The organism is Pseudomonas sp. P4_C4 (assembly GCF_056402055.1).
Map to the genome: position 1 here is coordinate 98168 of NZ_JBFUID010000009.1, position 24694 is coordinate 122861.

Annotated in this window: 22 protein-coding genes, 1 rRNA gene and 1 pseudogene; 9 read left to right on the plus strand and 15 right to left on the minus strand. The window is 60.2% G+C overall.

Going from position 1 to position 24694, the window contains the following annotated elements; all coding sequences use genetic code 11:
* Window positions 1–4: 4 nt before the first annotated feature.
* A complete protein-coding gene (locus AC1DXW_RS07565) occupies window positions 5–250 on the minus strand; it encodes a DUF2789 domain-containing protein (protein WP_223461330.1) in 246 nt (81 codons plus the stop codon).
* Between the two features lie 145 nt (window positions 251–395).
* Window positions 396–857: an aminoacyl-tRNA deacylase gene (locus AC1DXW_RS07570; RefSeq protein WP_046040686.1), complete on the minus strand. Its 462-nt coding sequence runs from the start codon at window positions 855–857 to the stop codon at window positions 396–398.
* A 199-nt stretch (window positions 858–1056) separates the two neighbouring features.
* Between AC1DXW_RS07570 and AC1DXW_RS07575 the strand changes: the two genes are divergently transcribed.
* Both AC1DXW_RS07575 and AC1DXW_RS07580 read left to right on the plus strand, forming a co-directional pair.
* Window positions 1057–1590 carry an NfeD family protein gene (locus AC1DXW_RS07575; RefSeq protein ID WP_477755334.1) on the plus strand — a complete coding sequence of 178 codons (534 nt, stop codon included), beginning with the start codon at window positions 1057–1059 and terminating at the stop codon, window positions 1588–1590.
* Window positions 1591–1592: 2 nt separating this feature from the next.
* Window positions 1593–2351: a slipin family protein gene (locus tag AC1DXW_RS07580; RefSeq protein ID WP_477759881.1), complete on the plus strand. Its 759-nt coding sequence runs from the start codon at window positions 1593–1595 to the stop codon at window positions 2349–2351.
* 18 nt (window positions 2352–2369) lie between these two features.
* On the opposite strand, the gene AC1DXW_RS07585 is transcribed toward AC1DXW_RS07580, so the two are convergent.
* From AC1DXW_RS07585 to AC1DXW_RS07630, 10 genes and pseudogenes are all read right to left on the minus strand, one after another.
* Window positions 2370–3953, minus strand: a complete 1584-nt coding sequence (locus tag AC1DXW_RS07585; protein ID WP_477759882.1) for a glycosyltransferase family 39 protein — start codon at window positions 3951–3953, stop codon at window positions 2370–2372.
* Window positions 3954–4070: 117 nt separating this feature from the next.
* Complete coding sequence (locus AC1DXW_RS07590; protein ID WP_477759883.1) at window positions 4071–5648, minus strand: efflux transporter outer membrane subunit; 1578 nt, start codon at window positions 5646–5648, stop codon at window positions 4071–4073.
* Entirely contained in the window at window positions 5645–6709 is a 1065-nt protein-coding gene (locus AC1DXW_RS07595; protein WP_477756096.1) for an HlyD family secretion protein, read from the minus strand. The genes AC1DXW_RS07590 and AC1DXW_RS07595 overlap by 4 nt, the downstream gene beginning before the upstream one ends.
* A gap of 26 nt (window positions 6710–6735) precedes the next feature.
* The gene (locus AC1DXW_RS07600) at window positions 6736–8268 is read right to left on the minus strand and encodes an MFS transporter (protein ID WP_477756095.1); all 1533 of its coding nucleotides are present in this window, start codon (window positions 8266–8268) and stop codon (window positions 6736–6738) included.
* Between the two features lie 232 nt (window positions 8269–8500).
* A complete protein-coding gene (locus AC1DXW_RS07605; RefSeq protein ID WP_477756094.1) occupies window positions 8501–9421 on the minus strand; it encodes a LysR family transcriptional regulator in 921 nt (306 codons plus the stop codon).
* Window positions 9422–9473: 52 nt separating this feature from the next.
* Window positions 9474–10340 (minus strand): ABC transporter permease, encoded by an 867-nt coding sequence (locus AC1DXW_RS07610; RefSeq protein WP_477759884.1) that lies wholly within the window; start codon window positions 10338–10340, stop codon window positions 9474–9476.
* 21 nt (window positions 10341–10361) lie between these two features.
* On the minus strand, window positions 10362–11222 hold the full coding sequence (locus tag AC1DXW_RS07615; protein ID WP_218475516.1) for an ABC transporter ATP-binding protein: 861 nt from the start codon (window positions 11220–11222) through the stop codon (window positions 10362–10364).
* 5 nt (window positions 11223–11227) lie between these two features.
* On the minus strand, window positions 11228–12253 hold the full coding sequence (locus tag AC1DXW_RS07620) for an ABC transporter substrate-binding protein (RefSeq protein ID WP_477759885.1): 1026 nt from the start codon (window positions 12251–12253) through the stop codon (window positions 11228–11230).
* An 18-nt stretch (window positions 12254–12271) separates the two neighbouring features.
* Window positions 12272–13159 (minus strand): TauD/TfdA dioxygenase family protein, encoded by an 888-nt coding sequence (locus AC1DXW_RS07625; RefSeq protein WP_477756443.1) that lies wholly within the window; start codon window positions 13157–13159, stop codon window positions 12272–12274.
* Window positions 13160–13665: 506 nt separating this feature from the next.
* A pseudogene (locus AC1DXW_RS07630) lies at window positions 13666–14022 on the minus strand (HlyD family type I secretion periplasmic adaptor subunit); the annotation flags it as partial.
* On the opposite strand from AC1DXW_RS07630, the gene AC1DXW_RS07635 reads away from it, so the two are divergent.
* Complete coding sequence (locus AC1DXW_RS07635; RefSeq protein ID WP_477759886.1) at window positions 13981–14277, plus strand: hypothetical protein; 297 nt, start codon at window positions 13981–13983, stop codon at window positions 14275–14277. The pseudogene AC1DXW_RS07630 and the gene AC1DXW_RS07635 overlap by 42 nt on opposite strands.
* Window positions 14180–14518 (plus strand): tryptophan synthase subunit beta, encoded by a 339-nt coding sequence (locus AC1DXW_RS07640; protein ID WP_477757220.1) that lies wholly within the window; start codon window positions 14180–14182, stop codon window positions 14516–14518. The genes AC1DXW_RS07635 and AC1DXW_RS07640 overlap by 98 nt, the downstream gene beginning before the upstream one ends.
* A gap of 56 nt (window positions 14519–14574) precedes the next feature.
* Here the strand turns inward: AC1DXW_RS07640 and lapD are convergent, their stop codons facing one another.
* Together lapD and lapG are read right to left on the minus strand one after the other, a co-directional pair.
* The gene (lapD, locus tag AC1DXW_RS07645; protein WP_477759887.1) at window positions 14575–16521 is read right to left on the minus strand and encodes a cyclic di-GMP receptor LapD; all 1947 of its coding nucleotides are present in this window, start codon (window positions 16519–16521) and stop codon (window positions 14575–14577) included.
* A gap of 14 nt (window positions 16522–16535) precedes the next feature.
* Window positions 16536–17228, minus strand: a complete 693-nt coding sequence (lapG, locus tag AC1DXW_RS07650; protein WP_477755373.1) for a cysteine protease LapG — start codon at window positions 17226–17228, stop codon at window positions 16536–16538.
* A 195-nt stretch (window positions 17229–17423) separates the two neighbouring features.
* On the opposite strand from lapG, the gene AC1DXW_RS07655 reads away from it, so the two are divergent.
* From AC1DXW_RS07655 to AC1DXW_RS07675, 5 genes are all read left to right on the plus strand, one after another.
* Window positions 17424–18134: a GntR family transcriptional regulator gene (locus AC1DXW_RS07655; protein ID WP_477755374.1), complete on the plus strand. Its 711-nt coding sequence runs from the start codon at window positions 17424–17426 to the stop codon at window positions 18132–18134.
* Window positions 18135–18863: 729 nt separating this feature from the next.
* Window positions 18864–19640, plus strand: coding sequence for a DUF3050 domain-containing protein (locus tag AC1DXW_RS07660; RefSeq protein ID WP_477755375.1), 777 nt, complete (start codon window positions 18864–18866; stop codon window positions 19638–19640).
* Entirely contained in the window at window positions 19637–20566 is a 930-nt protein-coding gene (locus tag AC1DXW_RS07665) for a diiron oxygenase (RefSeq protein ID WP_477755376.1), read from the plus strand. Before AC1DXW_RS07660 ends, AC1DXW_RS07665 begins: the two co-directional genes overlap by 4 nt.
* Before the next feature lie 13 nt (window positions 20567–20579).
* Window positions 20580–23990: a non-ribosomal peptide synthetase gene (locus AC1DXW_RS07670; protein ID WP_477755377.1), complete on the plus strand. Its 3411-nt coding sequence runs from the start codon at window positions 20580–20582 to the stop codon at window positions 23988–23990.
* A gap of 23 nt (window positions 23991–24013) precedes the next feature.
* On the plus strand, window positions 24014–24481 hold the full coding sequence (locus AC1DXW_RS07675) for an SRPBCC family protein (protein ID WP_477759888.1): 468 nt from the start codon (window positions 24014–24016) through the stop codon (window positions 24479–24481).
* Window positions 24482–24586: 105 nt separating this feature from the next.
* Here AC1DXW_RS07675 and rrf read toward each other — a convergent pair.
* Window positions 24587–24694, minus strand: a 5S ribosomal RNA gene (gene rrf, locus AC1DXW_RS07680); the annotation flags it as partial.

Here is a 24694-nt window from a genome sequence, read left to right on the forward strand (position 1 = left end):
CGATTCACACCCCCCGCCCCTTCCTCAACAGCACATCCAGCTGATCCACCACTTCGGCCCAATCCGCGTCATCGAGTATCTCTTCACGCAGAAGGTCCGCCTGGCTCGGGCTCCAGAAAAATGCATCCGCAAGGTGCAGCTCCGGTTTGAGCGGTGAATGGGTGGCGATGAATTTATCAATGCTTTCGGCATCGTCCGGCAGGCCAAGTTGCTTGAACAGGGATGGAAGGTTGTGGGTCGGGTTTTCCATGACGAACTCCTGATGACCAATTTAGGGACCGCTGCGCGGTCATCGTCGGAACGCCGCCCGGAGCAAGCTCGCTCCCACAGGAAAATGCGTTCCCCCTGTGGGAGCGAGCTTGCTCGCGATGACGGCAGCATTGACGAAACAAAACTCAATGACTCAACTCCCGCACCTCGGCATGCGGCACCATTTTCAGAAACTCTGGCATGTCCATGCGCACCAGATTGACGTGGTTGCCGGCCTCCAGATAGATGTCTTTCTGCCGGGTCAGCATCGGATCGATCACCACCTCCAACCCATAGGACTCACCCAGCGCCGGTACGGCACCGCGTTCGCAATCATCGAAAAGGTGCGCCAGGTTGCTTTCGCGGGAAACCTGCCACTCACCGCTGCTGCGGACTTTGCTCAGGTCCAGGTGACGGCTGGCGGGCAGCACGGCCATCAGGTAATGCCCATGGTGATCGTCGAGGATCACCGATTTGGCCACCCGTTCGGCAGGAATACCTGCGACCCGTGCCGTTTCGAGGCTGCTGGCCGAGTGTGGGTGGCTGACGATGTCATACTCGCATTGAGCCTTTTCCAGGCTTCGCTGCACGGTTCTTGCCATACGCATGATGCACCTCGGTGTCCGCCATGACCGCCGGCGGACGATGGTTAAAGTTTTGCTTGCGTAGTAAAAGTCTAGGCCCGTCCGCGCGATCCGGCGGGAAATCCGCCCATCGGATGTCGACGGCAGTTGAGCAAAATTCATACCGGCCAAGGCTCAACTAAACTGTATGCAGAGCCACTCCACGACTCTCCCGGAGGGTCAAGTGAACACGCGTTGGTGTGCAGTTGCGTTGCTGTTGGCGTTGAGCGGATCGGCCTGCGCCGCCGACACGGTTGTGTTGCTGGTGCCCAACCCCATCGGGATCTGGCTGATCACCTTCGGCCTCGCGTTTCTGATCGCCGAGGCTGCCTTGCCCAATTACGGTGTGATCGGCCTGGGCGGCATCGTGATGTTCGTGATCGGCGCGGTGATCCTGACCAATACCGATGTGCCCGAGCCGCTAATGATCGGCCTGGGACTGGTCAGCGCGCTGTTGCTGATCTACCTGGTGTTTCACGCCCTGAAGACCCGACCGCGCCACACCGTCAGCGGTGATGCCGGGCTGGTCGGCAGCGAAACGCCGGTCACGTCAGTGCAGCTCGGCAACGCCTATGGCGGCTGGGTTCATCTGCAAGGAGAACGATGGCAAGTGCTCAGCGCGACGCCACTGCAACCCGGACAACGGGTACGGGTGGTGGGGCGCAAGGGTTTGCTGCTGCAAGTGGCCGCGGCTGACGCGGCGTCGGGCGGAGAATAGTCATGGGTTTGCAATTGGGTCTTGTCGCGCTGCTGCTATTGCTCATCGCACTGGCGGGGGCGACGTTTCGCATCCTGCGCGAGTACGAGCGCGGCGTAGTGTTCCAGCTCGGGCGCTTCTGGCAGGTCAAGGGACCCGGCCTGATCCTGCTGATTCCGGTGGTCCAGCAAATGGTCAGGGTCGATTTGCGCACCGTGGTGCTGGACGTTCCGCCGCAAGACGTGATCACCCGCGACAACGTGTCGGTCAAGGTCAACGCGGTGCTGTATTTCCGTGTGCTCGATCCGCAAAAGGCCATCATCCAGGTCGAAGACTTTCTAATGGCCACCAGCCAATTGGCGCAAACCACGTTGCGGGCGGTGCTGGGTAAACACGAACTGGACGAACTGCTGGCCGAACGCGAACGGTTGAACCTGGACATCCAGCAAGTGCTCGACGCCCAGACCGACGCCTGGGGCATCAAGGTTGCCAACGTCGAGATCAAACATGTGGACCTCAACGAATCGATGATCCGCGCCATTGCCAAGCAGGCCGAGGCCGAACGGGAACGGCGAGCCAAGGTGATCCACGCCGAAGGCGAATTGCAGGCCTCGGAAAAACTCATGCAGGCCGCCGAAATGCTTGGCCGCCAACCGGGGGCCATGCAGCTGCGCTACATGCAGACCCTGAGTTCGATTGCCGGCGACAAGAGTTCGACCATCGTCTTTCCGCTGCCAATCGAGTTGCTCAAGGGCATGGCGGACTTGTCGTCGAAACCTTGAAGGTTGCGATGACGCCACTCATTGTCCGGTATTGCCGGACAGGTACAACCTCGCGGCAACACCACCAGCCTTCATCTGACGAGCGATCTGCCATTGCGCCGGCAACGGTGCGAACTCGTCAGGTACGTCGGCGGTACTGATCAGCCAGGTTCGTCCCGTGCCCTTTGGCAGGTCGCTCAAGTGGTCCAGATACACGTCTGGCATCGTCAAGGTACCGAAACCATAGTCGTTCGGCCGGCTCGAAGTGCCATCGGCCCGTGGCGGGGTGTAGAGCAGGGGCTGGGTACTGGTGCGGTTGTAGTAGACGTAACTCAAGTACCAGAGCATGTCACTGGTAACGATCCGGTCCCCCGGCTGAAAATGCAGATTGACGTCTTCCACCAGGACGTTGACCTGATCATGGACGTCCACCGTCGCGTTGTTTTTCAGGCCCACCAGTTCAACACCGACAAACAGGACCAGCACCGTCAGGGCCAGCACCCGGGAACCGGAGTACAAGCGGTCGATTGCCAATGCTGCCAACAGCGGCAGGCCAAGGGCATACGCGGTGAGGTAGCGCTCGATGAATATCGGCGAAAAAAACGACACCGCAAACACCAGCAGCATCGGGACAAAGGTGTAGATCGCGAGCAACGCGCTGCCACGGAACACACTGCGATCACGTGCCAGCGCCACCCACGCCAACACCGGCAAGGTCACCGGCAAGGCAATAAACACCAGGGGAGGCAGGGTTTCTCCGTCGTCCTGGGTCAGCAACGACCAGACCATCGACGGTAAGGAATCCAGGCTGACGGGCAGTTCCCAGCCAACATCGCCATTGGCCTTCAGTTGGTCCAGGTGCCGTAGCAGGTCGACAAACCCCGGCAGCCACGGCAGATACAGCGCCACGATAGCCACATTGGCCAGCCACCAGTCACCCCGCTGGATGTGCCGCAGACGATGCCCCGGCTGCACGCGGATGATCCCCAGGTACAACCAATGGCAGAGCACGCACAGGGCCGTGAAGTAATGGGTGTAAAACGCCGCGCTCATCAGCACGACATAGATCACCAGATAGCGCCGACGCTGTGGCTTGCGGATCCAGTACACCAGCGCAATGGTTGCCCCCAGCAACCACAGTCCCAGCAGCGAATACATTCGCACTTCCTGGCTGTAGCGCACCGCCGTGGGCAGCAGGGCCAGCAGGAGGCCGGCGAAGATCGCGGCACGGCGGGTGGCGAGCCGATCGACCAGCCACACACCGAGCCCGACCGAGGCAATCCCCGGCAGGACACTGAGGCAGCGGATCGACAATATGCCGTCGCCAAACATCGCGATCCAGCCGTGCAGCAGTATGAAATACAGCGGCGGGTGCACGTCGTAGGCGGCGTGCACCCAGATATCAGGTAATGAGTAACGGGCCAGCAGCAGGCTGGAACCCTCGTCGCCCCAAATCGCGGCAGCGGTCAGATCGTAAAAGCGCACCAGCGCGGCCAATACCAGAATCGGCACCAGCCAATGCTCTCGCGCCCAGCGGATCAACGGTTGCGCGCCCCTGGCGAAACCAGGATTGGCGTGCGGTCCCTGAGTGTCGCCCATCGGCGTTTCTCTGCGCGCCTCCATTGCCTCCCCTTGCGACGTTGAGTGAAGAGCCAGATTGTTTGTGCATCACTTTAGCCCTTCAAGCCGAGCAACGTCGATGCTGACCCGATAATGAAGCGATAGCCGGCGGCTGCACCGTCAGCGCTGCGCCGTCTCAACCAACGGATACACCGACTCCCACCCCCCACCCAACGCCTTGTACAACCCGACGGCCGCCAGCGACACGCCGGTCGAACTCTCGACCCACTGCTCCTGCGTCGCCAGCAACGCCCCTTGCACGGTGAGTACGGTGACGAAATCCACCACGCCCTCAACGTACTGCTGTTGCGCGGTGTCCAGCGCAATGCGGTTCTGGCGCACGGCTTCGGCCAGGCTGTCGCGGCGCAACTGGCTGGCGTTGTAGGCGGTCAATTGGTCATCGATTTCATGCCAGGCGCGCAACACGGTTTGCTGATAGGCGATAGCGGCTTCCTGCTGCTGTGCTTCACGCAACTCGAGCACGCCACGCAAGCGGCCGCCGTCGAACAAGGGCAAAGTGAATTGCGGGCCGATGCCGAACGAACGCGAACCCCAGGAGCCGAAATCGCTCAGTTGCATGGCCTGGGAACCGATGTTCCCCGACAGGGTGATTCGCGGATAGAAATCGCCCTTGGCCACGCCAATGCTGGCCGTGGCGGCATACAGCCGTGCTTCGGCCTGGCGAATGTCCGGCCGACGTGCAGCCAGTTGCGAGGGCAAGCCGATGGCGACCTGGCGCGGCGTTTGTGGCACCGGTGCGTCTGTGGATAACTCCGCCGCCAATGCCTGGGGCGGTTCGCCCATCAACAAACTCAAGGCGTTGATCAGTTGCCACTGGCGCTGCTCCAGTGCGGGCAGGCGCGATTCGATGGCCGCCACTTGTGCGGCGGCTTCGGCGACATCCAGGTCCGTCGCGACGCCGTCGGCCAGGCGCAACTGCGAGAGCTTCAGGCTATGGCGGGCAACGTCGAGATTCTGTTCGGTGACGAGCCGGGTGTTCTGCACACCGCGCAGTTGAATGTAGTCCTGGGCGGTTTCGGCCAGCACCGACAGCAGCACACCGCGCCGGTCGTTCTCGGCGACTTCCAGGTTGGCGTCGGCGGCTTCGGTTTCCCGCCGCACGCGGCCCCATAAATCCAGCTCCCAGGAAGCGGAAAAGCCGGCATCCCACAGGTTGAAGGCGGATTTGCCGTTGTGTCCTGATGGGTCGTTCAGGCCTTCACCACTGTTACGGTTGCGTCCGTAACGGCCGCTGGCGGCCGTGTTGGGGTAGCGCTCGGCGGTGATGACCTGATGCACAGCACGACTTTGCTGCAAGCGGCTACCGGCCAGTTTCAGGTCGAGGTTGTCGGTCAGGGCGCGCTGGCTCAGGGCCGAGAGTTTCGGGTCGTGGAACACCTCCCACCAGCGCTCGGCCATTGTTTCGGCGACGGCCTGGCTGGCGGCGGATTTGGCCGGTTTTGCCCAATCGGTGATTTGTGTGGTTTCGGGCTTTTGGAAATCGGGGCCGACGGTGCAGCCACTGAAACTCATGACGAGCAAGGCACTCAAGGTAAGTTGCGACAGTTGGCCCCTTCGCGAGCAAGCTCGCTCCCACAATGGACTTTCTGTGATGCGAAAATCTTGTACATCGCACATAACCCTTGTGGGAGCGAGCTTGCTCGCGATGGCGTCCGCGCCGTCAACACTGGTTTTCATCGCTGAGTCACCTCACGCAATACATCACTTGCGGTATCGATGCTCGCCTCCACCGACATCCCCACCCGCAAGCGCTCGGCCAGCGACTGCCCCGGCTCAAGCACGATCTTCACCGGAATCCGCTGCACCACTTTGGTGAAGTTGCCGGTGGCGTTGTCCGGTTTGACCGCGGCGAACGTCACCCCGGTAGCCGGCGCAATGCTTTCGACACGACCGTTGAGTGCCGCACCGCCCAGACTGTCAACGCGCACTTGCACAGCCTGCCCCGGCTGCACATCTGTCAGTTGGGTTTCCTGGAAATTGGCCATCACGTAAGCCTGAGCTAGCGGCACCACTGCGAGGATTTTGCTGCCCGGCGTGACGTAGGCGCCGACCCGCACCGCGCGTTCGCCGACCATACCGTCCTGTGGCGCAACGATCCTCGTATAGGACAACTCATAGCTGGCCATTTCCAGCTTCGCTTGCGCCCGTTTCAGACCGCCTTCGGCGGCATCGCGCTGGGCCGTGAGGATCTCCACCTGCTTGCGTTCCGCCGCCAGTACTGCAGTGGCGTTGGCCAGCCGCGCGGAGGCCTGGTCGATGCGCGTTTGCGCCTGCTGCGCATTTTGCACTGTGCCGGCGCCCACTCCGGCGAGGTGGTTGTAACGGTTCAACTCATGTTCGGCAAACGCCATTTCCGCCTTGGCCGAGACCACCGAGGATTGCGCCTGGGCAATCACCGACGCCTGGCGCTCGAGGGTCGCCCGGGCGTTTTGCAGTTGCGCCCTGGCCACCAGCGTTTCGGCATCGGCGGCCTGGGCGGCTGCGCGCAAATCCCGGTCATCGATAAGTGCCAGCAACTGCCCGGCCTTGACCTGCTGGTTGTCCTCGACCAGCACTTGCTTGATAAACCCGGCGACCCGCGGCACGACCAGGGTGAAATCCGCCGAGACATAAGCATCGTTGGTGTTCTGTTGGGTGCGCTTGCCGAACAGGCCGGGCATCGCCAGGTACAGCAATACGCCGACGGCCACTGCGGCGGCCACGGCAACCGCGACTTTCTGCTTTGCTTGAGTGTTCATAAAAACCTTCTGTATCAGTGGAGCATTCAGGTCGGTGCGCGCGGCGGATAGATCCGCGTTGGCAGCCAGAAAATCAGCAGGATCAAGGTCACGGCGATACCGGCCATGCACAGGTAAAGATCAGAGGAAGTGAGCACCACCGCTTGCTCATGCAGACGATGAGCGAGGCTTGCGCTGTCGTGCTCGGCCAGCGGCGAGTTGCCGAGGCGGTCGACCAGCATGGTCGAGTGAAAATGCAGTCGTGCCGTGGTCAGTGCTTCGATCACCCCGGTGGCGATGACCGCCGACAGGCCTTTGACGGTGTTGAACCAGGCCGATGCGAACGGCCCCTCCATCGGGTTGATGCTGCCGGTGGACAGCATCAGCAGCGGCAACACCGCCATGGGCTGACCAAAAATCTGCAGCCATTGCAGCACATAGAAATCGTCGCGAATCCACGCGGACGTCAGTTGCGAGCCGCCGACGCACGACAGCACCAGCATGCTCAGGCCGATGCCCAACACCCAGCGGCAATCAACCCAGCGAAAGTTGCACAGCGCCGCCACCAACGGCAGCGCAATCAATTGCGGCAGCGCCGCGAGCAGCATGATCGGCGCGGTCTGCACCGGACGATAACCCTGGACCTGCGCCAGGTAGCTGGACGGAATAATGATCACCGCCTGCAACACCACCAGCACGCCCGCCAGAGTCAGCAGGGCGAAAGACAGGTTACGGATGCCGAGCATCTGCATCTTGAAAAACGGCATCGGCTGCGACCACTCGCCGCTCAAAAACAGCACCAGCAGCAACAGCCCGCCACCGAGCAATCCGCAGATCAGGTTCGACTCGAACCAGTCCAGGCGATTGCCCTGCAGAATGCCGATCACCAGCATGCAAATGGCGGGAAAACCCAGCAGCACACCGCGCCAGTTGAAGGACTTGAAGCGTTCCAGACGCAGCGGGTCCCGGGGCAAGCCATACGCCACCGCGGCCATGGCAATCAGGCACGGCGCGATGATTTGCCAGAAGGTCCATTGCCAGCCGACATACTCGGTCCACAACCCGGCCAATGGCGTGCCCAGGCCCGGGCCGAACGTCGCCGTCAGGGCATAACCGGCCAGGCCATACAACTTCACATTGGCCGGCAAAAACCGCAGGGCCACGGTCATCAGCATCGGCGGCAATGCGCCGCCCGCCAGGCCTTGCAAGGTGCGCAGCAACAACAGGCTTTCGTAATTCGGGGCGAAGGGACACAACACACCCAGCAGGGTGAACAGGCTGATGGCGCACAGGGTGAAACGCCGCAACGAGAACGTCACCGCACACCACGGTGCGAACGCCATGGCCGCCACCGAAGTCGCGGTGTAACAGGCGACCAGCCAGGTGCCTTCGTCGTAGCCGATGGCCAACGCACCACGGATGTCAGCCAGGGCGACTTTGGTCACCATCTCGTTCAGGCCCGACACCAGCACCGCCAGCAGCACGCCCACCAGGCCGATGATGATCCGCGGGCCGAAGACGGGTGGAGCGGCTGCCGGGCTGGCCGCAGCAACAGGTGCCGTGACCGTAAGGGAAGTCATGTACTGCAAGCTCCGTCGTGGAAAGACCGAAGCATTCTAGGAAGCGTGATGCCTGACGAAAATCAACTTATTGACAGGTTATAAGTGCGTTATACGCAACGATACAAAACCCTGTGGGAGCGAGCTTGCTCGCGATGAGGCCGGCAGCCTCAACATCTTTATTGGCTGACCTGCCGCTATCGTCGGAACGCCGCCCGGACCAAGCTCGCTCCCACAGGGTTTTGCGTTCACCTCAGTCCGGTTGCGCGGCCAACCACGTTTCATCGCAGCAGGATTTCAGCGTTTCACGCAACCAGCGATGTGCCGGGTCCTTGTCGAAACGCGGATGCCAGGCTTGGGTCAGCATCAGGGTCGGCAAAGGGATCGGCAGGTCGAACGAGCGCAGCTTCAGCCCGAGCCGTCGCACGCTCAGCAGCGCCTCTTTGGGCACCGGCAGAATCAGGTCGGAATCGGGCAAGGCAAACATCGCCGCATGAAAGCTTGGCGCGATCACCGCCACCCGTCGTTCCAGCCCCAGGGCATTGAGCGCGGTATCGATCGGCCCCCGGGCAATGCCACGCCGGGACATGCTGATATGGGAATAACCCGCATAGCGCTCTGCCGTGATCTCTTCTTCCAACAGCGGATGATCCTCGCGCACCAGACCAACGAAGTGGGTGGAAAACAGGTTCTGAATCTTCACTTCCGGGGTCAGCGGCCGGGTGTTGCTGACGCTCAGATCGATCCGCCCTTCGCGCAACGCCTCATCATCGCCATCGCCTTCCGGGACGAAACGTAATTCGCAGTGCGGTGCCTGCCGGTCAAGGGTGTCGAACAGCTTGCCGCCGTAGACGCCGACAAAAAAATCGTTGGCGCGAATACTGAACCGCCGCCGCAGCGAGCTCAGTTCCACCGTATCGGCCGAACGAAACAGCAACCCGGCCTGCTCCACCACACTGCGCACCTGCTCACGCAACGCCAGCGCCTTGGGGGTCGGCACCAGGCCCCGGCCGGCGCGCACCAGAATCGGATCGCCAAGGGCTTCGCGGATGCGTGTCAACGTCCGGCTCATGGCCGCCGGGCTCAGGTTCATCCGCCGCGCCGCGCCCACCACACTGCCCTCGTCGAGCAAGGCATCGAGGGCGACCAACAGGTTCATGTCTGGCAATTGCATTGCGAGCACTCGTGTCTGATCAGGGTTGATTCAGACGCAATGCTAGCAAACATCACCGAACCATCCCCCACCGTTTCACCGTCACCCGCTCCAACGAATCAAACACCAGATTTTCCACCAGCAACCCAATCAGAATCACTACCGCCAACCCGGCAAACACCTTGTCGGTATACAGCTCATTGCGATTCTGAAAGATGTACCACCCCAACCCACCTTTGCCACTGGTAGCCCCAAACACCAACTCAGCAGCAATCAACGTACGCCAGGCAAACGCCCAGCCGATTTTCAGCCCGGCGAGAATTGACGGCAGCGCCGCCGGAATCAGAATGAACAGCACAAAGCGAATGCCCTTGAGGCCGTAGTTGCGCCCGGCCATGCGCAGGGTTTCCGAGACGCCGAGGAAGCCAGCGTAAGTGTTCAGCGCCAGTGCCCAGAGCACCGAATGCACCAGCACGAAAATCAGGCTGTTCTGGCCCAATCCAAACCACAGCAGCGCCAGCGGCAGCAGGGCGATGGCTGGCAAGGGGTTGAACATCGAGGTCAGGGTACTGAGCAGATCTCGACCGAATTGTGTCGACACCGCCAACGTCGTCAGGGCAAACGCCAGGACGATGCCGATCAGGTACCCCTTGAGCAACACCACCAGTGATATCCACACCTTGCCCAGCAATTCACCGCTGAGCAGGCCGTCATACAGTGCGTGAGCGGTCTGTACAAAACTCGGCAACAGCAGGTCGTTGTTCTGATAGCGAGCAATGGCTTCCCACAGTACCGCGAGAAGAATCAGGATCAGGCTTTTACGCAGCCAACCTTGCTGCCACAGTCTTTGGCCTAGGGGTAGCTCCCGCTCCAGCGGCACGCTGGTCAGTGGCTGCAAAACCGTTTCAAACTCTTCACGCGGGGATGATAAATGGCTCATCGGGCCCTCCTCTCAACTGGCTCAATAAGCGATGCGGATGTCGGCGAAATCCAGTTCATGCTCGGCTTGCGGTGATTGACCTTCATCGAACAATAGCCGGTGAATACGTCGCGCCGACTCCTGAAACGCCACACCGCCAAGGCTGTGCAAATCGTATTGGTGGCTGTGGACTTCCGCCCTCACCCGGCCCGGATGGGGTGACAGCAACAGAATGCGGTTACCCACCACCAGCGCCTCTTCGATAGAGTGCGTGACGAACAGCAGCGTGAAACGCACTTCCTCCCAGAGCAGCAGCAATTCTTCCTGCATCTTGCGTCGGGTCAGCGCATCGAGGGCGGCGAAGGGTTCGTCCATGAGGAGGATTTTCGGCTGCATCGCCAGTGCCCGGGCAATAGCAACCCGCGCCTTCATCCCGCCCGACAGGGTATGCGGATAAGCATCGGCAAACGCCGCCAGACCGACCTTCTCCAGATAGTGCAGCGCCCGCTCTTCGGCCTCTTTGCGCTTGAGGGTTTTCGAGGCCAGCAGCGGGAACATCACGTTCTGTTTCACGGTTTTCCACGGCGGCAGTTGATCGAACTCCTGGAACACCACGATCCGGTCCGGTCCCGGCGCATCGACGCGCTGACCTTGCAGACGGATCTCGCCTTCCACGGGCTGGATGAATCCGGCGGCGGCTTTGAGCAATGTCGACTTGCCGCAGCCGGACGGCCCGAGCAGGACAAAGCGGTCCGCCGGGTCGATCTCGAAACTGACCTGATGGGTCGCCCGCACCACACGCTGCGGCGTGCGGTATTCGAGGCTGACGTTATCGACCGACAGCAGCGCCTGGGCTGCCGCGATCGGATTGCTGACCGTGTGGCCTTGCAAAGGGGCGTTCATTTCGATCAGCTCCCTTGCAGCGGCTTGGCGTCCTGGAAGAAGTAGTCCTTCCATGAATCCGGTTTGTTTTTGATCGCGCCGACGCGGTAGAGGAACTCGGCCAACGGGTAAGTGTTTTTCGGCGTGACGCTGAATTCGAACTGCGGGTTGTCGATGATTTTCAGCAACGCGGCGCGGTCGATTTTGGCCTTGGTAACGCGGATGTAAGTGTCCGCCGCCGCGCCTTTGTCGTTCTGGGCGAACGCGGCCGCTTCGGTCAGCGCATCAATGAATGCCTTGTAGGTTTTCGGGTTCTCGTCGCGGAATTTCTCGGTGGCGAACAGCACCGTCGGCGAGTTCGGACCGAGCAAGTCATAGGTGTTCAGCACCACGTGCACATTGGGATTGGCCAGTTCCTGATCCTGGAATGGCGGGTTGGAAAAGTGCCCGCTCAGCTCGGTGCCGCCGGCCACCAGCGCAGCCGTGGCATCAGGATGTGGAACGGCGATGGTGTACTTGTCGAGGCGATTGAAGTCCTTGTCACCCCACTGTTTGGCCGCCGCGTATTGCAGGAAGCGCGACTGCACCGACACGCCCACCGCCGGCACCGCGATGCGGTCCTTCTCGGTGAAGTCAGCGATGGTTTTAACCTTGGGGTTATTGCTCACCAGGTAGTACGGAAAGTTGCCCAGGGAAGCCACGGCCTTGACGTTCTGCTTGCCATGGGTGCGGTCCCAGATGGTCAGCAGCGGGCCGACGCCTGCGCCGGCAATGTCGATCGAGCCCGACAGCAACGCATCGTTGACCGCTGCACCGCCGGAGAGCTGGGTCCAGTCGACCTTGATGTCGATACCTTCCTGCTTGCCGTATTTCTCGATCAGGTTCTGATCGCGCACCACATTGAGCAGCAGGTAGACGATGCCGAACTGTTCGGCGATGCGGATTTCACCTTCGGCGTGGGCCACGGTCGGCGCCACCAGGCTGCCGGCGATCAGGCTGAAACCCAGGCCGATGGCTGCGGCCAGCGGCGCGAATGGAAGACGTTTGGACATGATCAAATCTCCGACAAATCAGAAAGGCGTGTCGCCCTGGATGGTGGTGCGATACAGCTTGCGGCGCAGATGGCTGGGGCATCCAGCAGCGAGGTGGATCAGCGAACGGTTGTCCCAGAACACCAGGTCATGGGCCTGCCATTGATGGCGATAGATGTTTTGCGGCAGCACGCTGTGGGCATATAGCTCGGTCAGCAGTTGCTGGCTCTCGTCCTCCGGCAGACCAACGATACGGGTGGTGAACCCTTCGCTGACGAACAACGCCTGGCGACCGTTTTCCGGGTGGGTGCGCACCACCGGATGCACCACTTCGGCGACCTGGGCGAGTTGCTCCGGGGTCAGGGTCGGGCGCCAGTTGCCTTCGAATTTGGTCTCGCTGTAACGCGCCGTGTAGGAATGTGCCGCCGATCGACCTTCCACCGCTTTGCGCAGCGCGTCGGGCAGGCTGTCCCAGGCTTTGTGCATATCGGCGAACAGCGTGTCGCCGCCCTCCGCTGGCAGCTCTTGGGCATGCAGCATCGAGCCAAGGCTCGGCAGTTCTTTGTAGGAGAGATCTGAATGCCAGAACTTGCCGGCGTCGCCCAGGCCGATGTTCTGGCCGTTCTCGACGATGTTGGAAACGATGAGGATTTGCGGATGCCCTGCCAGCAGGAACTGCTTGAGCACGTGAATCTGCAACACACCAAAACGATGGCTGAAGTCGATGTGCTGTTCGGGGGTGATGCGCTGGTCGCGGAACACCACCACATGATGGTCCAGATGCGCGCGGTGAATGCGTGCGAAGTCCTGATCATTGATCGGACGGGACAGGTCGAGGCCGATGATTTCGGCCCCCACCGCACCGCTGAACGGGCGGATTTCAAAGAACTGTGGCGCGATGCTTGGCGAAGCTGAAGCTGCAGACATAAATCACTCCCACGCACGGCACGCTCAAAGGCGCGCGCGTCGATCAGAAACTCACGGAGATCCCGTGTTGGTTCGTGTCGTGCGGCGCGCCGATTGATCGGCAGGTACGCAGGAGATTGACTTTATAGATATAAGAATTGAAATTTAAATACCGTTAATGAATAACGATATGGCGATTGATCAGGAATGGTCGGGGATGATGAGTGACGTTTTATGTCACTTATTGATGTGGATTGAGTGTTTCCACTGACGCCATCGTCGGAACGCCGCCCGGAGCAAGCTCGCTACCACAGTGGTTCTCCGTTGGGCACAAGATTGTGCTCCAGCAAAAATCCAATGTGGGAGATTCTATGTTTGGGGGGAACCCCAAGCATAGAATCTGGCCTGTATTCACTTTGGTTTTTCATCAGCGCGAACATCACTCTGGCCAGCTTGCGTGCCAGGATAACCAAGGCTTGAGTGCCTTTTAGGCCTCTGGTCAGATAGCTCTGGTAGTACGGTTTCCAGACCGGCGAAGTGACCAGCGTCCGGCTGACCCGGTCTTCCAAGGCCTTGCCGGTGGCCTGGGCCTTGTTCAGCTCGGTGCGTGCTTCGTTGAGTTGGGTCAGGGCTTCGCTACGGAATTTGCCACGGGTTTCATCAACCTTGCGCTGCATTTCCTTGATTGCCGATTCGGCTCGCGGAATCGCCAGGGTGGTGGCGTCGAGCCGACCATGGGTCTCCGCTTCGGCACGCCTTAGCCGCAGGACTTCCACCGGCGATACCGCGCCCTGGGCCACCAACGGCTCGGACATGCTGATTTCCTGACGCTGGAAGCCCAATTGCTGGCGATACTGCGTCTGCTTGGAGGTGCGGGCAATGACATCCTGCTCGGCGGCACTGGCAACGACACGCTGATGGGGTGGCCGTCACGTTTGCATCCACTGCCCGGTGACGATTTCGTCACCGCGCCACATACTGGCGTGCAGTTGACCTATGCTGCTGACAGCATGACGCTGGCTCAAATCCGAGGGGTGCTCAATGTTTTACGTGCAACGCGATGCGCAGGGTCTGTTGGTACGCGTGGAACCCGCCGCCTACGCCGAGGCCACGGAAACGCTGCCGGCCGACCATCATGAAATCCAGACCTGGTTTGCCAACGCGGCTGTGGAGAACAGCCTCAAGCAGCTCAAGCAAAGTGACCTGGAAATGATCCGGGTACTCGATGACTTGATTCAGGTGCTGACCCAGAAAGGCGTGATCCGCGTCACCGACCTGCCAACGGCGGCCCAGGCCAAGCTCATGGACCGTAACCAGGCCCGTGAAGCCTTGGGTGGCTTGAGCCAATTGATCGATGATGAAGAGACCGGGTTGATCTGATCATTGATCTTCAGTGACTGTTCCAACCTCATCGCGGGCAACCCAGCTCTAAAGAGTTACTTCCAGGGCCTGGGCTCGCCGAACAACTGGCCCTGCACACCGTACAGCCCCATCTCGCGAATCACCGACAACTCGCCTTCAGTCTCGACCCGCTCGGCAATCAGCGGCAAATCAATGCTGTGCGCCGCTCGCTGGATCGCCTCGATGAACAGGCGTTTATCACTCTCCAGGTCAATGGCCCGAATATAGCTGCCGTCGATCTTCAAGTACGCCAGCCCCAGCCGTGCCAGGTTGCCGATCATGCTGAAGCGGCCACCAAAACGTTGCAGGCTCAGGGAGAAGCCGAGTTCGCGCAGGCGCCGGGTCAACTGCTCGAGCACCGCCTGGTCAGGCAGTTGCTCTTCGCCAATCTCCAGGGTCAGGCGCGGGCCCAGGTTGGAATGCGCACGCAGTATCTCGAAGATTTTGTTTTGCGCCTGCGGGTCGCCCAGGGTCGCCGACGACAGATTCAGCGCCAGAGACTCCTCATGCTCGCTCATTTGCTCCAACACCCGTTCGAGCATCAGCCGATCCAGACGCGCAGTCCAGCCGAAGCGCTCCAGCCATGGCAAAAAATGCCCGGCGGGGATGGTCTGGCCGTGTTCGTCGAGCAGTCGCGACAGTACTTTGTAATGCAGTACCAGTTGCGTGTCCTGGGCGGCCACTACCGGTTGGAAATACAGCTCGAAACGTTGCTGAGTCAGCGCCTGGTCGAGCATGCGATGCCAGGCGTGGTGATCGTCGCCGACACTGGCCGAGAGGCTGTGTTCGATACAGGCCCAGTTCTGCTCGCCCTGACCTTCGGCCTGCGCCAGCGCCTGATCGCCGAGGCTGAGCACGGCTTGCGGCGAGTCGCGGTGAGCAAAAGGCGCCAGGCCGATAGACGCCACGGCAGCCACATCGGTGGCGCCGGTAGCGTGCAGACTGGCCAAGGCACTATCGAGGTTCTGTGCCAGTTGCAGCGCCTCTTCACGTACCAGCCCCGGCGCAAGCACGGCAAATTCGCCACCGCGGATACGGGTCACCAGGTTCTGGGTTTCCGGATATTTGGCGCACTCGCGAGACAGTTGCTCACCGACGGCCTTGAGCACTTCATCGGTGCGCTGGCCGCCGAGGCGCTGGTTGAGACCGGCCAGATCCTTGACCCGCAACAGCAGCAGGTAACCCGAACTGGCCTGCTCCGGGTTGCTCACCCGCGCATTCAGTTGCATCTCGAAATAACGCCGGTTCGCCAACCCGGTCAATGAGTCCTGATAGGACTCGACCCGTAGTTTTTCACTGCGCTCGGCCTGCTCCTGGAACAGCGCCTTGAGCTTCTCGACCATCTGGTTCATGGCCTGCACGACCCGGCGAAGTTCGGGGGTGCGCGGCAGTTCCGGCAGGCTGAGGAATTCCCGCCGGGCGATGGCGTGGGATTGTTGGACCATGTAATCCAGTGGCCTCAATTGCTGACGCAGCAACAGCGCGCCGAGTACCGCACTGACCGCGCCACATAGCAGCAACCAGCCCAGGCTGCCCAAAGCGCTTTGCCACAACTTGGCCTGCGCGAACATCGGGTGGCTGACCACCTCGACCCGGGCAGCCTGCTCCCAGCCGCGGCTGACGATCGCGTCACCACCGGCGGGTTCCAGGCCGATCAGTTTGACGAACCAGTCCGGAACGTTGTTCACCGCCGGGATACCCGTGCGCTCAACCAGGGTCTGGTCGGTCTTGAGATCGACCACGCGGATGCTCGCGTAGTAACCGCTGTCGAAAATCGAGCTGACCAGCAACTCGACCATCGCCGGGTCGTCGATATTCGGTGTCAGGGAAAGTGCCAGCGCCGTCGCGGCGTCCTGGGCATGGGAGCGCAACTGGTTGACGTACTGAGTGCGCGAGCTCTCCAGACTGACCATGAAACTGCCGGTGAAGGCGACCACCAGGAACAGACAGATAGCAATCAACAGCTGTTTGAACAAAGACATCTGAGCGTGTGCTCCTAGTTGGTCGTCTCGACCGGGAATCCTTCGGCCTGCATCTTTTTCAGCAGATCCTGCCAACGCGAAAGGCGTTTGGTATCGCCGACCTTTTTATTGCCCTTGGCGTCCGGCAGCCACACCCCTTCCGCATTGAAAGAGTAGACCGGCAGCAAATCCTTTCGCTGGCTGGCCGGCTTGATTGCATCAATCAGGCTGTCGAGCACCAGGGGCTCTGCTTCCGGACTTGAGTAGTAGGTCAGCACCATGTGCGCGCGATTCCGGGTCAGTGCCTTGACATAGGTAATGCGCAGCTTTTCACTGGCTACACCGAGGTGACGCAGGCTAAAGTACTTGGCAATCGCGTAGTCTTCACAGTCTCCGGCGCCTTTCCAAAGGGCTTCGATCGGGGTTTCCCAGTAATCGACTTCGTGCCACAGGTCGATGTCTTCGACGTATCGCAGTTGTTTATTGAAGAAGCGATTGACCACATTGAGTTGTTCCAACTCGCCGATCTGCTTCTGGCTGGCCAACAAGTGTTGCCAATCATTAATGCGCTGCTGACCTTCTCCCAAAGGTCCGTACAATGCCTGCGCCCGCCGGCTGATCAGGGAAAAGTCCCAATCGGCGCTCAAGCTGCCCAGCATCACGCCAGCCAGCAGCAATGCGCTGCACAGCCAGCGTAAAATCCGCGGGATCGTTAAACTTGCCGCCAATGCGAGGCATCCTGGATAGGCAGGAGGGAGTCATTTGAATGGTGCAGGTTAGACCGGAAAAAGACAATGGCACAGTGCAATCACTGGCGGCGCGCTAAACTGCAAGAAAGGCACTCGTGAACTTGTTTGACAAGCCGTCAGTCAATTACTAGTGTCGCTTGGATCCAAAAAATTCCATCAATCAGGGTGCGTTTAGTGACACAAAAGCCCAACCCTCTCAGCAGTATCAAGGTCAACGGGCCGATTCCCGCTCATATGGCACGCTCGGTGATCGAAGAAACCCTGCGCGCAGCCATACTCGACGGGCGCATTCCTTGCGGTGCGGCCCTGCGCCAGCAAGACCTCGCCGACCTGTTCGGCGTCAGCCGCATGCCCGTACGCGAAGCCTTGCGCCAGCTCGAAGCTCAATCGTTGCTCAACGTGATTGCCCACAAGGGCGCCGTGGTCGCGCCGCTGGTCCAGGGCGACGCCGTGGAAACCTACGCGCTGCGCATCCTGCTGGAATCCGAAGCCCTGCGTCTCTCGGTGCCACTGCTCCAGGACAGAGATCTCGAACAGGCTGCCCGTTACATCGACGAACTCGAAACGCAAAACGACTACACCGAAATCGGACGGCTCAATCGCCTGTTCCACATGGCGCTTTACAGCCGGGCGCCCAATCGCCGGCTGTTGAAACTGGTCGAAGACGGCCTGATCGAAGAAGAGCGGTTCCTGCGTTTCAACCTGGAAGCCATGGGCCTGGGCAAATTGTCCCAGGACGACCACCGGGCACTGTTGCGGGCCGCCGAAGACCGGGACGTCGAACGCTCGATGAAACTGCTCGAACATCACCTGAACCGAGGGGTCGAGGTCATTACGCGCTACCTCGACAGCCCTGAAGTACAGACCAAAAACACGTCGAAGTAACCTGCAGCGGCAAGCCCGGGGAGGCACACCGAAAGGTTCGCCTCGCTTGCCGCACATTCCTCCGAATGTGCATGCGAATAATTTGATTACAAACCCCCTGTGCTCATACCACACCACCCTCGCGACGCCATACCGCAACCCAATGCCTTGCCACCTTCAAACCTGACCATCGCAACGATTGCGTGGTGCCTCAGTAATGGCGGCCGCCTTGATTTGCGCCCACTCTGGGTAACCAAGACAAAATAAAACGGGGGACTCGCCGTGCGAATGGCGTAGCCCCCGCCCCAAGAAGCGAAGGAAGGAGCCTCATTACGGGAACGGAAGGATCGGCATCACTCGCGACCTGCTTCCACCCCCTCAGACACCCCCAACGACGCCCGATAAAAAGTTACTTCGAGTGAGGCATTCACTCTTTATTCAATTCTGACTTATATAGGTTGGAAGGAGTAACTACGCCCAAATAAAACCAATATAAAAAGTTTTATTGGAACTTGTCATCTTTCAAAAAGTTGAATATTAAAATAATAGCAAAACAACTTGATCAACACTTTATATGTGTATTAGTTTTTCTTCGCCGCCAGCCACAAGTGACAGCAACGCCTTGGTTACTCGGCATCTATAGCACTGAAAAAGATCAATTCGTTTGAGGTACCCGTTCGCCAGGAGAAAACTTCCAGCGAACTTCAGTGCTTGATTACTTCTCACCTCAGATCACTTACAGGCTCATCCATGAAACCAACTAAAGAACGTCTGCTTCAAAAAAAATCCGAACTTAGCGAACATCCGATTTTCTCTGAAATACATTCGCTTGCGGTCCTGCGACGCTTCATGGAAACCCACGTGTTTGCCGTATGGGACTTCATGTCGCTGACCAAGCGCCTGCAACAGGAGCTGACTTGCGTGCAACTGCCCTGGTTGCCGCCACAGGATCCCCAGGCAGCGCGGTTGATCAACGAGATCGTGCTGGGTGAGGAGTCGGATGACCGCCCGGCCCAAGGTCATTACAGCCACTTCGAGTTGTACCTGGATGCAATGCGCGAAGTCGGCGCCTGCACCGTTGCCATCGAACGCTTCGTGACCCTGCAGCAAGAAGGCGTGAGCTACGACGTGGCCTTGCAGAGCGTCAACGTCGATCCGGCGGCCGCAAATTTCGTTCGCCATACGCTACACACAGCACTGCATGCGCCGGGTCACAGTGTGGCGGCGGCGTTTCTGCACGGTCGCGAGAGCGTTATCCCGCGGATGTTCCAGCGCATCCTCGACGATTGGGGCATCGGCATCGAGCAGGCGCCGACCTTCCGTTACTACCTCGAACGACACATAGAAGTCGACTCCGAGGACCACGGCCCGGCAGCGGAAAAGCTCCTGTCGCGATTGGTCGATAGCGACCCGCAACGGCAGGAAGACGTGTACGCCAGCGCCATCGCTGCCGTGGAAAGTCGTATCGCCCTGTGGGACGGGTTGCGCCTGAGCATGAACGAATCCGTCACGGAGGTGAGCGCATGAACGCCGCCGACTACCAATCCTTCGCCGACGCCTGGGAAAGTCGCGCGACCATCCGCACTCGCCCGCGCCGCGTTCTGGAGAACGACGACAAACTGATCTACCCCTTGAGCCGCCAACCGCTGGTGCTGAGCGAAACCTTTCTGCGCGAATGCCCGGAACAGCGCGACTTCGCCCTGGTGCAGACGCTCTACAAGTTCATCAACGATGTGGTGATTTTCGAAACCGAGATCGTCGACAAAACCGCCCGCAGCATCGCCAAGAATCGCTTCGCGTTCGAGTTCCCGTTCGCCTGCCGCTACGACGCCATGACGGTCGTGGTGGACGAGGATTACCACGCACTGGTGGCGATGGATTTCATGCAACAGACCATCGCGTTGACCGGCATCCCCCCCATTGAATTGCCGGATGAGATCGAGCTGAGCCGGGCGATACCGGCGGCCGTGGCGCGAGCACCGGAGCACCTGCGCAGCGCTGTAGAGCTGATCTGCGTGGCCATCGCCGAAAACACCGTGACCGGTGATGTCGCTGCGTTCGCCAAGGACGACACGGTCAAGCAATCGATCAAGGGCCTGATGGCCGATCACCTGCTGGACGAGGGCCGTCACTCCGGTTTTTGGGCGCGACTGGTACGCATCTACTGGCATACCGCAAGTGCAGATGACCGCCAGTACATCGCGCAGATCCTGCCGGTATTCATTGGCCATTACCTGACCAACGACATCCAGAAATCCTTCGACTTCCGATTGATCGACGCACTGCAGATCAACGACGCGGCGCGTCACGCACTCAAGAGCGAAGTGTCGGCAATGGCCTTCCCGATCAATCGCCATCACCCGCTGGTGGCCAACATTGTGCGGTTTTTCCACAGCAGTTCGCTGCTCGATTCGCCGTGCGTACAAACCGCCCTCAGCGACTATCTGGTTTGACGAGGAGCCCTTCATGAGACGTCTCGACATTTTGCTCACCGGAAAAAGCCAGGCCCTGACCGACCTGGCGCTGGAACTCGAACAACACGGTCACTCACTGACGCGGATCTGCGCGCTCGACGATATGCCTGGACAGGCTGATCTGCTGATCGACGATGGCACACCGTTTCAGTACATCGGGGATGCGCAACGACTGACATTGCAATTGGGTCTCGGCCTGGCACAGGCCTCCGGTCTGCCATCGCTGGACGTGTTGTGCTGCCACGGCTCAACGCTGCTGACCCGTGTACCCATTGCCGATGAACCGTCGGGTAACGGTCAGGTTTTGCGTATGCAGGCGATGACAGCACTGGTTGACCACGTGGCGCTGCTGGTCAGCCGCTACTCGCGCGATGCCGACTATTTTCGACATGCCGTACCCGCCGTACCCGCCCGCTTCGAGCGCATCGAGAGCCTGCGGTTCCTGGACAGCCTTGCGTTCGTGCATCGCCTCAATGGCACCGCCGACCCACGGCTGCAGCAACTGGCGCAAACGCCGATGATCGAAAGGCTGGAACAACAATTCATCCAGAGCGCCGACCACCCGGCCTTGAGCATCGCTGGCAATACCCTCGAGTATCGCCAGCTACACGCCCATAGCCGCGCCATCGAGCAACGTTTGCGACCGCTGCTGGATCAGCATCAAGGCCCGGTAGTCATCGGAATCTGCCTGCCCAAATGCAGTGCGCTGTATGCGGGAATCCTGGCGATCCTGGGCAGTGGCGCGGTGTACTTGCCGCTGGAGCCGAGCCATCCGATACAGCGTCAGCAGTACATCCTGTCGAACGCCGGCGCGGTGTTGTTGCTGCATGACGGCGAGCATCCCTTGGCGAGCGAGATGCCAGGGCTGGACATCAGCAGTATCGACGTCTATGACGCAGACCTCACTCAACCGTTGATGCGCCAACGCCCCGACCTCGATGCACCCTGCATGGCGCTCTACACCTCGGGCACCACCGGCCATCCGAAGGGCGTGCTGCTCAGCCAGGCCAACCTCGCGCACTTCACCCACTGGTACGCCGACTATATGCAGTTGACCGGACAGAGCCGGGTGTTGCAATTTTCTTCGTTGAGTTTCGACTCATCGCTGATCGACATCTTCCCGACCTTGTTACAAGGCGCCGAGCTGATCGTGCCCGGTGATGACCAACGCCGCGATCCGCTGCAACTTGTGGAACTGATTCGTCATCGACAACTGACCCACGCCTTTTTACCGCCCGCCTTATTGAGCATCCTGCCACTGGAGCAGTTGCAGTGCCTGGATCATGTGATGACCGGCGGCGATGTCTGCGAGCCGTGGGTCATCGAGCAACTGAGCCGTCAGGGCAAGCTCTACAACCTCTACGGGCCGACCGAAGCCACGGTGCTGATTACCGCGCGGCGGCTCCAGGCGGGCGACAACAACCGCTCGCTGGGTGCGCCGATCGCCAACAGCCAGGTGTTGATTCTCGATGATGACTTTCAACCGGTGGCCGAACAGACCGTCGGTGAGTTGTACATCGCCGGCCCGGGTGTGTGCCTGGGTTACCTGAACAACCCGCAGCAAACCGCCGAGCGCTATCTGGACCTGAACTTGCCTGACGGCCGGACCCTGCGCGTCTATCGCACCGGGGACATGGCGAAGTGGACGGCTGATGGGATCGAACTCTGCGGTCGGCGTGATAATCAGGTGAAGATTCGCGGCTTCAGGGTCGAGCCGGAAGAGATTGAGCGCTGTCTGCGCGACAGCCAGCTGTACCGCCAGGTTGCCGTGGTCATCGATAGCCAGCGACGGATTCTGGCCTTCCTTGCCCAACCTCAGGAAGACCTCCCCGGCACCGCTCGCCAAGCGTTGAAGGCCCACGCGACACAGCACCTGCCGGACTACATGCACCCCGTTGCATGGACCGAGCTGGCAAGCATGCCTTACGCCAGCAATGGCAAGGTCGACCGCAAGGCGTTGCTGGATCTGCCCGTGAGCGTCACCGATAACCCTTCACGGCGCCTGCCCGGCAACGCCGATGAGGCCCTGCTGCTGGACATCTGGGCCAAGTTGCTGGAGCTGCCGGCGAGCGACATTTCCACCGACGAAAGCTTCTTCAATCTGGGCGGGCACTCGATCCTGCTGTCACGCATGCTCCTGCGACTGCGCGAAGAATTCGGGCGCAGCATATCGATCAACCGCTTTATCGAACTGCCCACCATCACCAAACTGGCGACTCTGGTGCGCGGCTCCGGCAGTGAAGAGGTACTGAGCGAACAGGCCCTGCGCGATGCCTTCCGCGAACTGGATATTCAGCCGTTGCCCATCAGCCGCATGGGCGATGTGCACAAGGTGATCGTCACCGGCGCCAACAGTTTTGTCGGTGTACATATCGTCGAGGCGTTGCTGGCCTGGGGGGCCAGCGAAGTCGCCTGCCTGGTTCGTGACGGCAATGGGCAATCGGCGGACGAACGCTTTGCCCAGGCGCTGCGGGAGAACCGTCTGGAGCATCTGGAGATGAGCCGGGTGAGGGTTTACGCGGCGGACATAACGCGGCCGCAACTCGGTTTGGCGCCCGAGGCTTACCAGCGACTGGATCGAGAATTTGGCGCACTGGTGCACAACGCGGCCAACGTCAATCACGTCCTCGATTACGAGTCGCTGGCGCGGGACAACGTCGAGCCGATTTTCGAATGTTTGCGTCTGTGCGAAGGGCGCAGCAAAAAAATCTTCAATTTCGTCTCGACGCTCTCAGCCTCCAGCACGATATCCGCCGAAGGCCGAGTGCTTGAGTTGCCAGCCGCCCCGACACCACCCATCTACATCAAGAACGGCTACAACCTGTCCAAATGGGTCGGCGAGCGAATCCTCGAACGGGCGCGGGGGCTTGGGGTTCGGGTCAATCTCTACCGTCCCGGCAACATCAGCTTCAACAGCCTCACGGGTGTGTGCCAGCCACACAAGAACCGCCTGATGCTGATGCTCAAGGGCTCGATCCAGCTTGGCCAGGTGCCGGAATTCGCCTTGAACTTCGACCTGATGCCGGTGGACTTTCTCGCCCGATTCATCGCCTTCCACGCCAGTCGTTATCAACCGGAACAGGCTGTGTTCAACCTGCACAACCCCGAGCCCCTGAGCTGGGACAACTACGTGGCGTCCTTCCGCGAGGCAGGGCGTGAGTTCGCGATGGTCAGCGTCGCCGACTGGCAACAGCAACTGGGTCGGGTCGACAGCGACAACGCGTTGTTCGGCGTGCTGGGGTTCTACCTCAACGGCTTTGAGGAGGACATCGGCGACATCTCGATGATCGGGCACGACAACGCCCAGGCCGGCGTTCGGCTGATGGGTGCGCACTACCCGCAAAAGTCCCCGGCGCTGCTGCGTCGCGGCTGCGACTACCTCAAAGAAATCAACTTCATCTGACTCAACCCCAACGGAGCAAAACCATGAGTACTCTGCAACCCGATACCCTGATCAAAAACCCTCAAGGCTGCCACGTGGTGTCCTCGGTGGACGTTCCCGCCGACGCTGCGCAGGTATGGGCCGTAGTCGGTAACTTTGCCCGCTTCGATCGCTTCATTCCGGCACTGTCGCACATCGAGATGACCGGTGATGGGGTGTCATCGCTACGTAAAAAGTTTTTCAAGGACGGCAACCTGGTGGTCGAACAACTCAACTCTCGGGACGACCAGGCACGGCACATGACCTGGACCACCATTTACAACACCCTGGGTGTGGCCAATCTGTGGGCAGCGATGAGCGTTGAACCACTGAATGCGGGCAAGTCCCGAGCCACCTGGACCATCATCGCCGAACCGGCGCAGGGCGCCGCCGAGGCGCTACCGGGCTTCAAGGATTTCGTACAGGGTTTTGCCGATGATGCGATGAACAACGTGCTGAAACTGTTTGCCTAAAATGTGAAAAAGCCCGTTGTGGAGAGGCTCCGCAACGGGCTTTTCCGTACCCCTGAAACGACGAAACCCCTGTCTGCGTTAGCAGACAGGGGTTTCGGAATTCAATCTTGACGATGACCTACTCTCACATGGGGAAACCCCACACTACCATCGGCGATGCATCGTTTCACTGCTGAGTTCGGGATGGGATCAGGTGGTTCCAATGCTCTATGG

What these genes read in the sequence shown, in the direction of transcription:
- AC1DXW_RS07565 (WP_223461330.1), bottom strand. Translation starts at nt 250, where the DNA reads ATGGAAAACCCGACCCACAACCTTCCATCCCTGTTCAAGCAACTTGGC.
- AC1DXW_RS07570 (WP_046040686.1), bottom strand. Translation starts at nt 857, where the DNA reads ATGCGTATGGCAAGAACCGTGCAGCGAAGCCTGGAAAAGGCTCAATGC.
- AC1DXW_RS07580 (WP_477759881.1), top strand. Translation starts at nt 1,593, where the DNA reads ATGGGTTTGCAATTGGGTCTTGTCGCGCTGCTGCTATTGCTCATCGCA.
- AC1DXW_RS07585 (WP_477759882.1), bottom strand. Translation starts at nt 3,953, where the DNA reads ATGGAGGCGCGCAGAGAAACGCCGATGGGCGACACTCAGGGACCGCAC.
- AC1DXW_RS07590 (WP_477759883.1), bottom strand. Translation starts at nt 5,648, where the DNA reads ATGAAAACCAGTGTTGACGGCGCGGACGCCATCGCGAGCAAGCTCGCT.
- AC1DXW_RS07595 (WP_477756096.1), bottom strand. Translation starts at nt 6,709, where the DNA reads ATGAACACTCAAGCAAAGCAGAAAGTCGCGGTTGCCGTGGCCGCCGCA.
- AC1DXW_RS07600 (WP_477756095.1), bottom strand. Translation starts at nt 8,268, where the DNA reads ATGACTTCCCTTACGGTCACGGCACCTGTTGCTGCGGCCAGCCCGGCA.
- AC1DXW_RS07605 (WP_477756094.1), bottom strand. Translation starts at nt 9,421, where the DNA reads ATGCAATTGCCAGACATGAACCTGTTGGTCGCCCTCGATGCCTTGCTC.
- AC1DXW_RS07610 (WP_477759884.1), bottom strand. Translation starts at nt 10,340, where the DNA reads ATGAGCCATTTATCATCCCCGCGTGAAGAGTTTGAAACGGTTTTGCAG.
- AC1DXW_RS07615 (WP_218475516.1), bottom strand. Translation starts at nt 11,222, where the DNA reads ATGAACGCCCCTTTGCAAGGCCACACGGTCAGCAATCCGATCGCGGCA.
- AC1DXW_RS07620 (WP_477759885.1), bottom strand. Translation starts at nt 12,253, where the DNA reads ATGTCCAAACGTCTTCCATTCGCGCCGCTGGCCGCAGCCATCGGCCTG.
- AC1DXW_RS07625 (WP_477756443.1), bottom strand. Translation starts at nt 13,159, where the DNA reads ATGTCTGCAGCTTCAGCTTCGCCAAGCATCGCGCCACAGTTCTTTGAA.
- AC1DXW_RS07640 (WP_477757220.1), top strand. Translation starts at nt 14,180, where the DNA reads ATGTTTTACGTGCAACGCGATGCGCAGGGTCTGTTGGTACGCGTGGAA.
- lapD (WP_477759887.1), bottom strand. Translation starts at nt 16,521, where the DNA reads ATGTCTTTGTTCAAACAGCTGTTGATTGCTATCTGTCTGTTCCTGGTG.
- AC1DXW_RS07660 (WP_477755375.1), top strand. Translation starts at nt 18,864, where the DNA reads ATGAAACCAACTAAAGAACGTCTGCTTCAAAAAAAATCCGAACTTAGC.
- AC1DXW_RS07665 (WP_477755376.1), top strand. Translation starts at nt 19,637, where the DNA reads ATGAACGCCGCCGACTACCAATCCTTCGCCGACGCCTGGGAAAGTCGC.
- AC1DXW_RS07670 (WP_477755377.1), top strand. Translation starts at nt 20,580, where the DNA reads ATGAGACGTCTCGACATTTTGCTCACCGGAAAAAGCCAGGCCCTGACC.
- AC1DXW_RS07675 (WP_477759888.1), top strand. Translation starts at nt 24,014, where the DNA reads ATGAGTACTCTGCAACCCGATACCCTGATCAAAAACCCTCAAGGCTGC.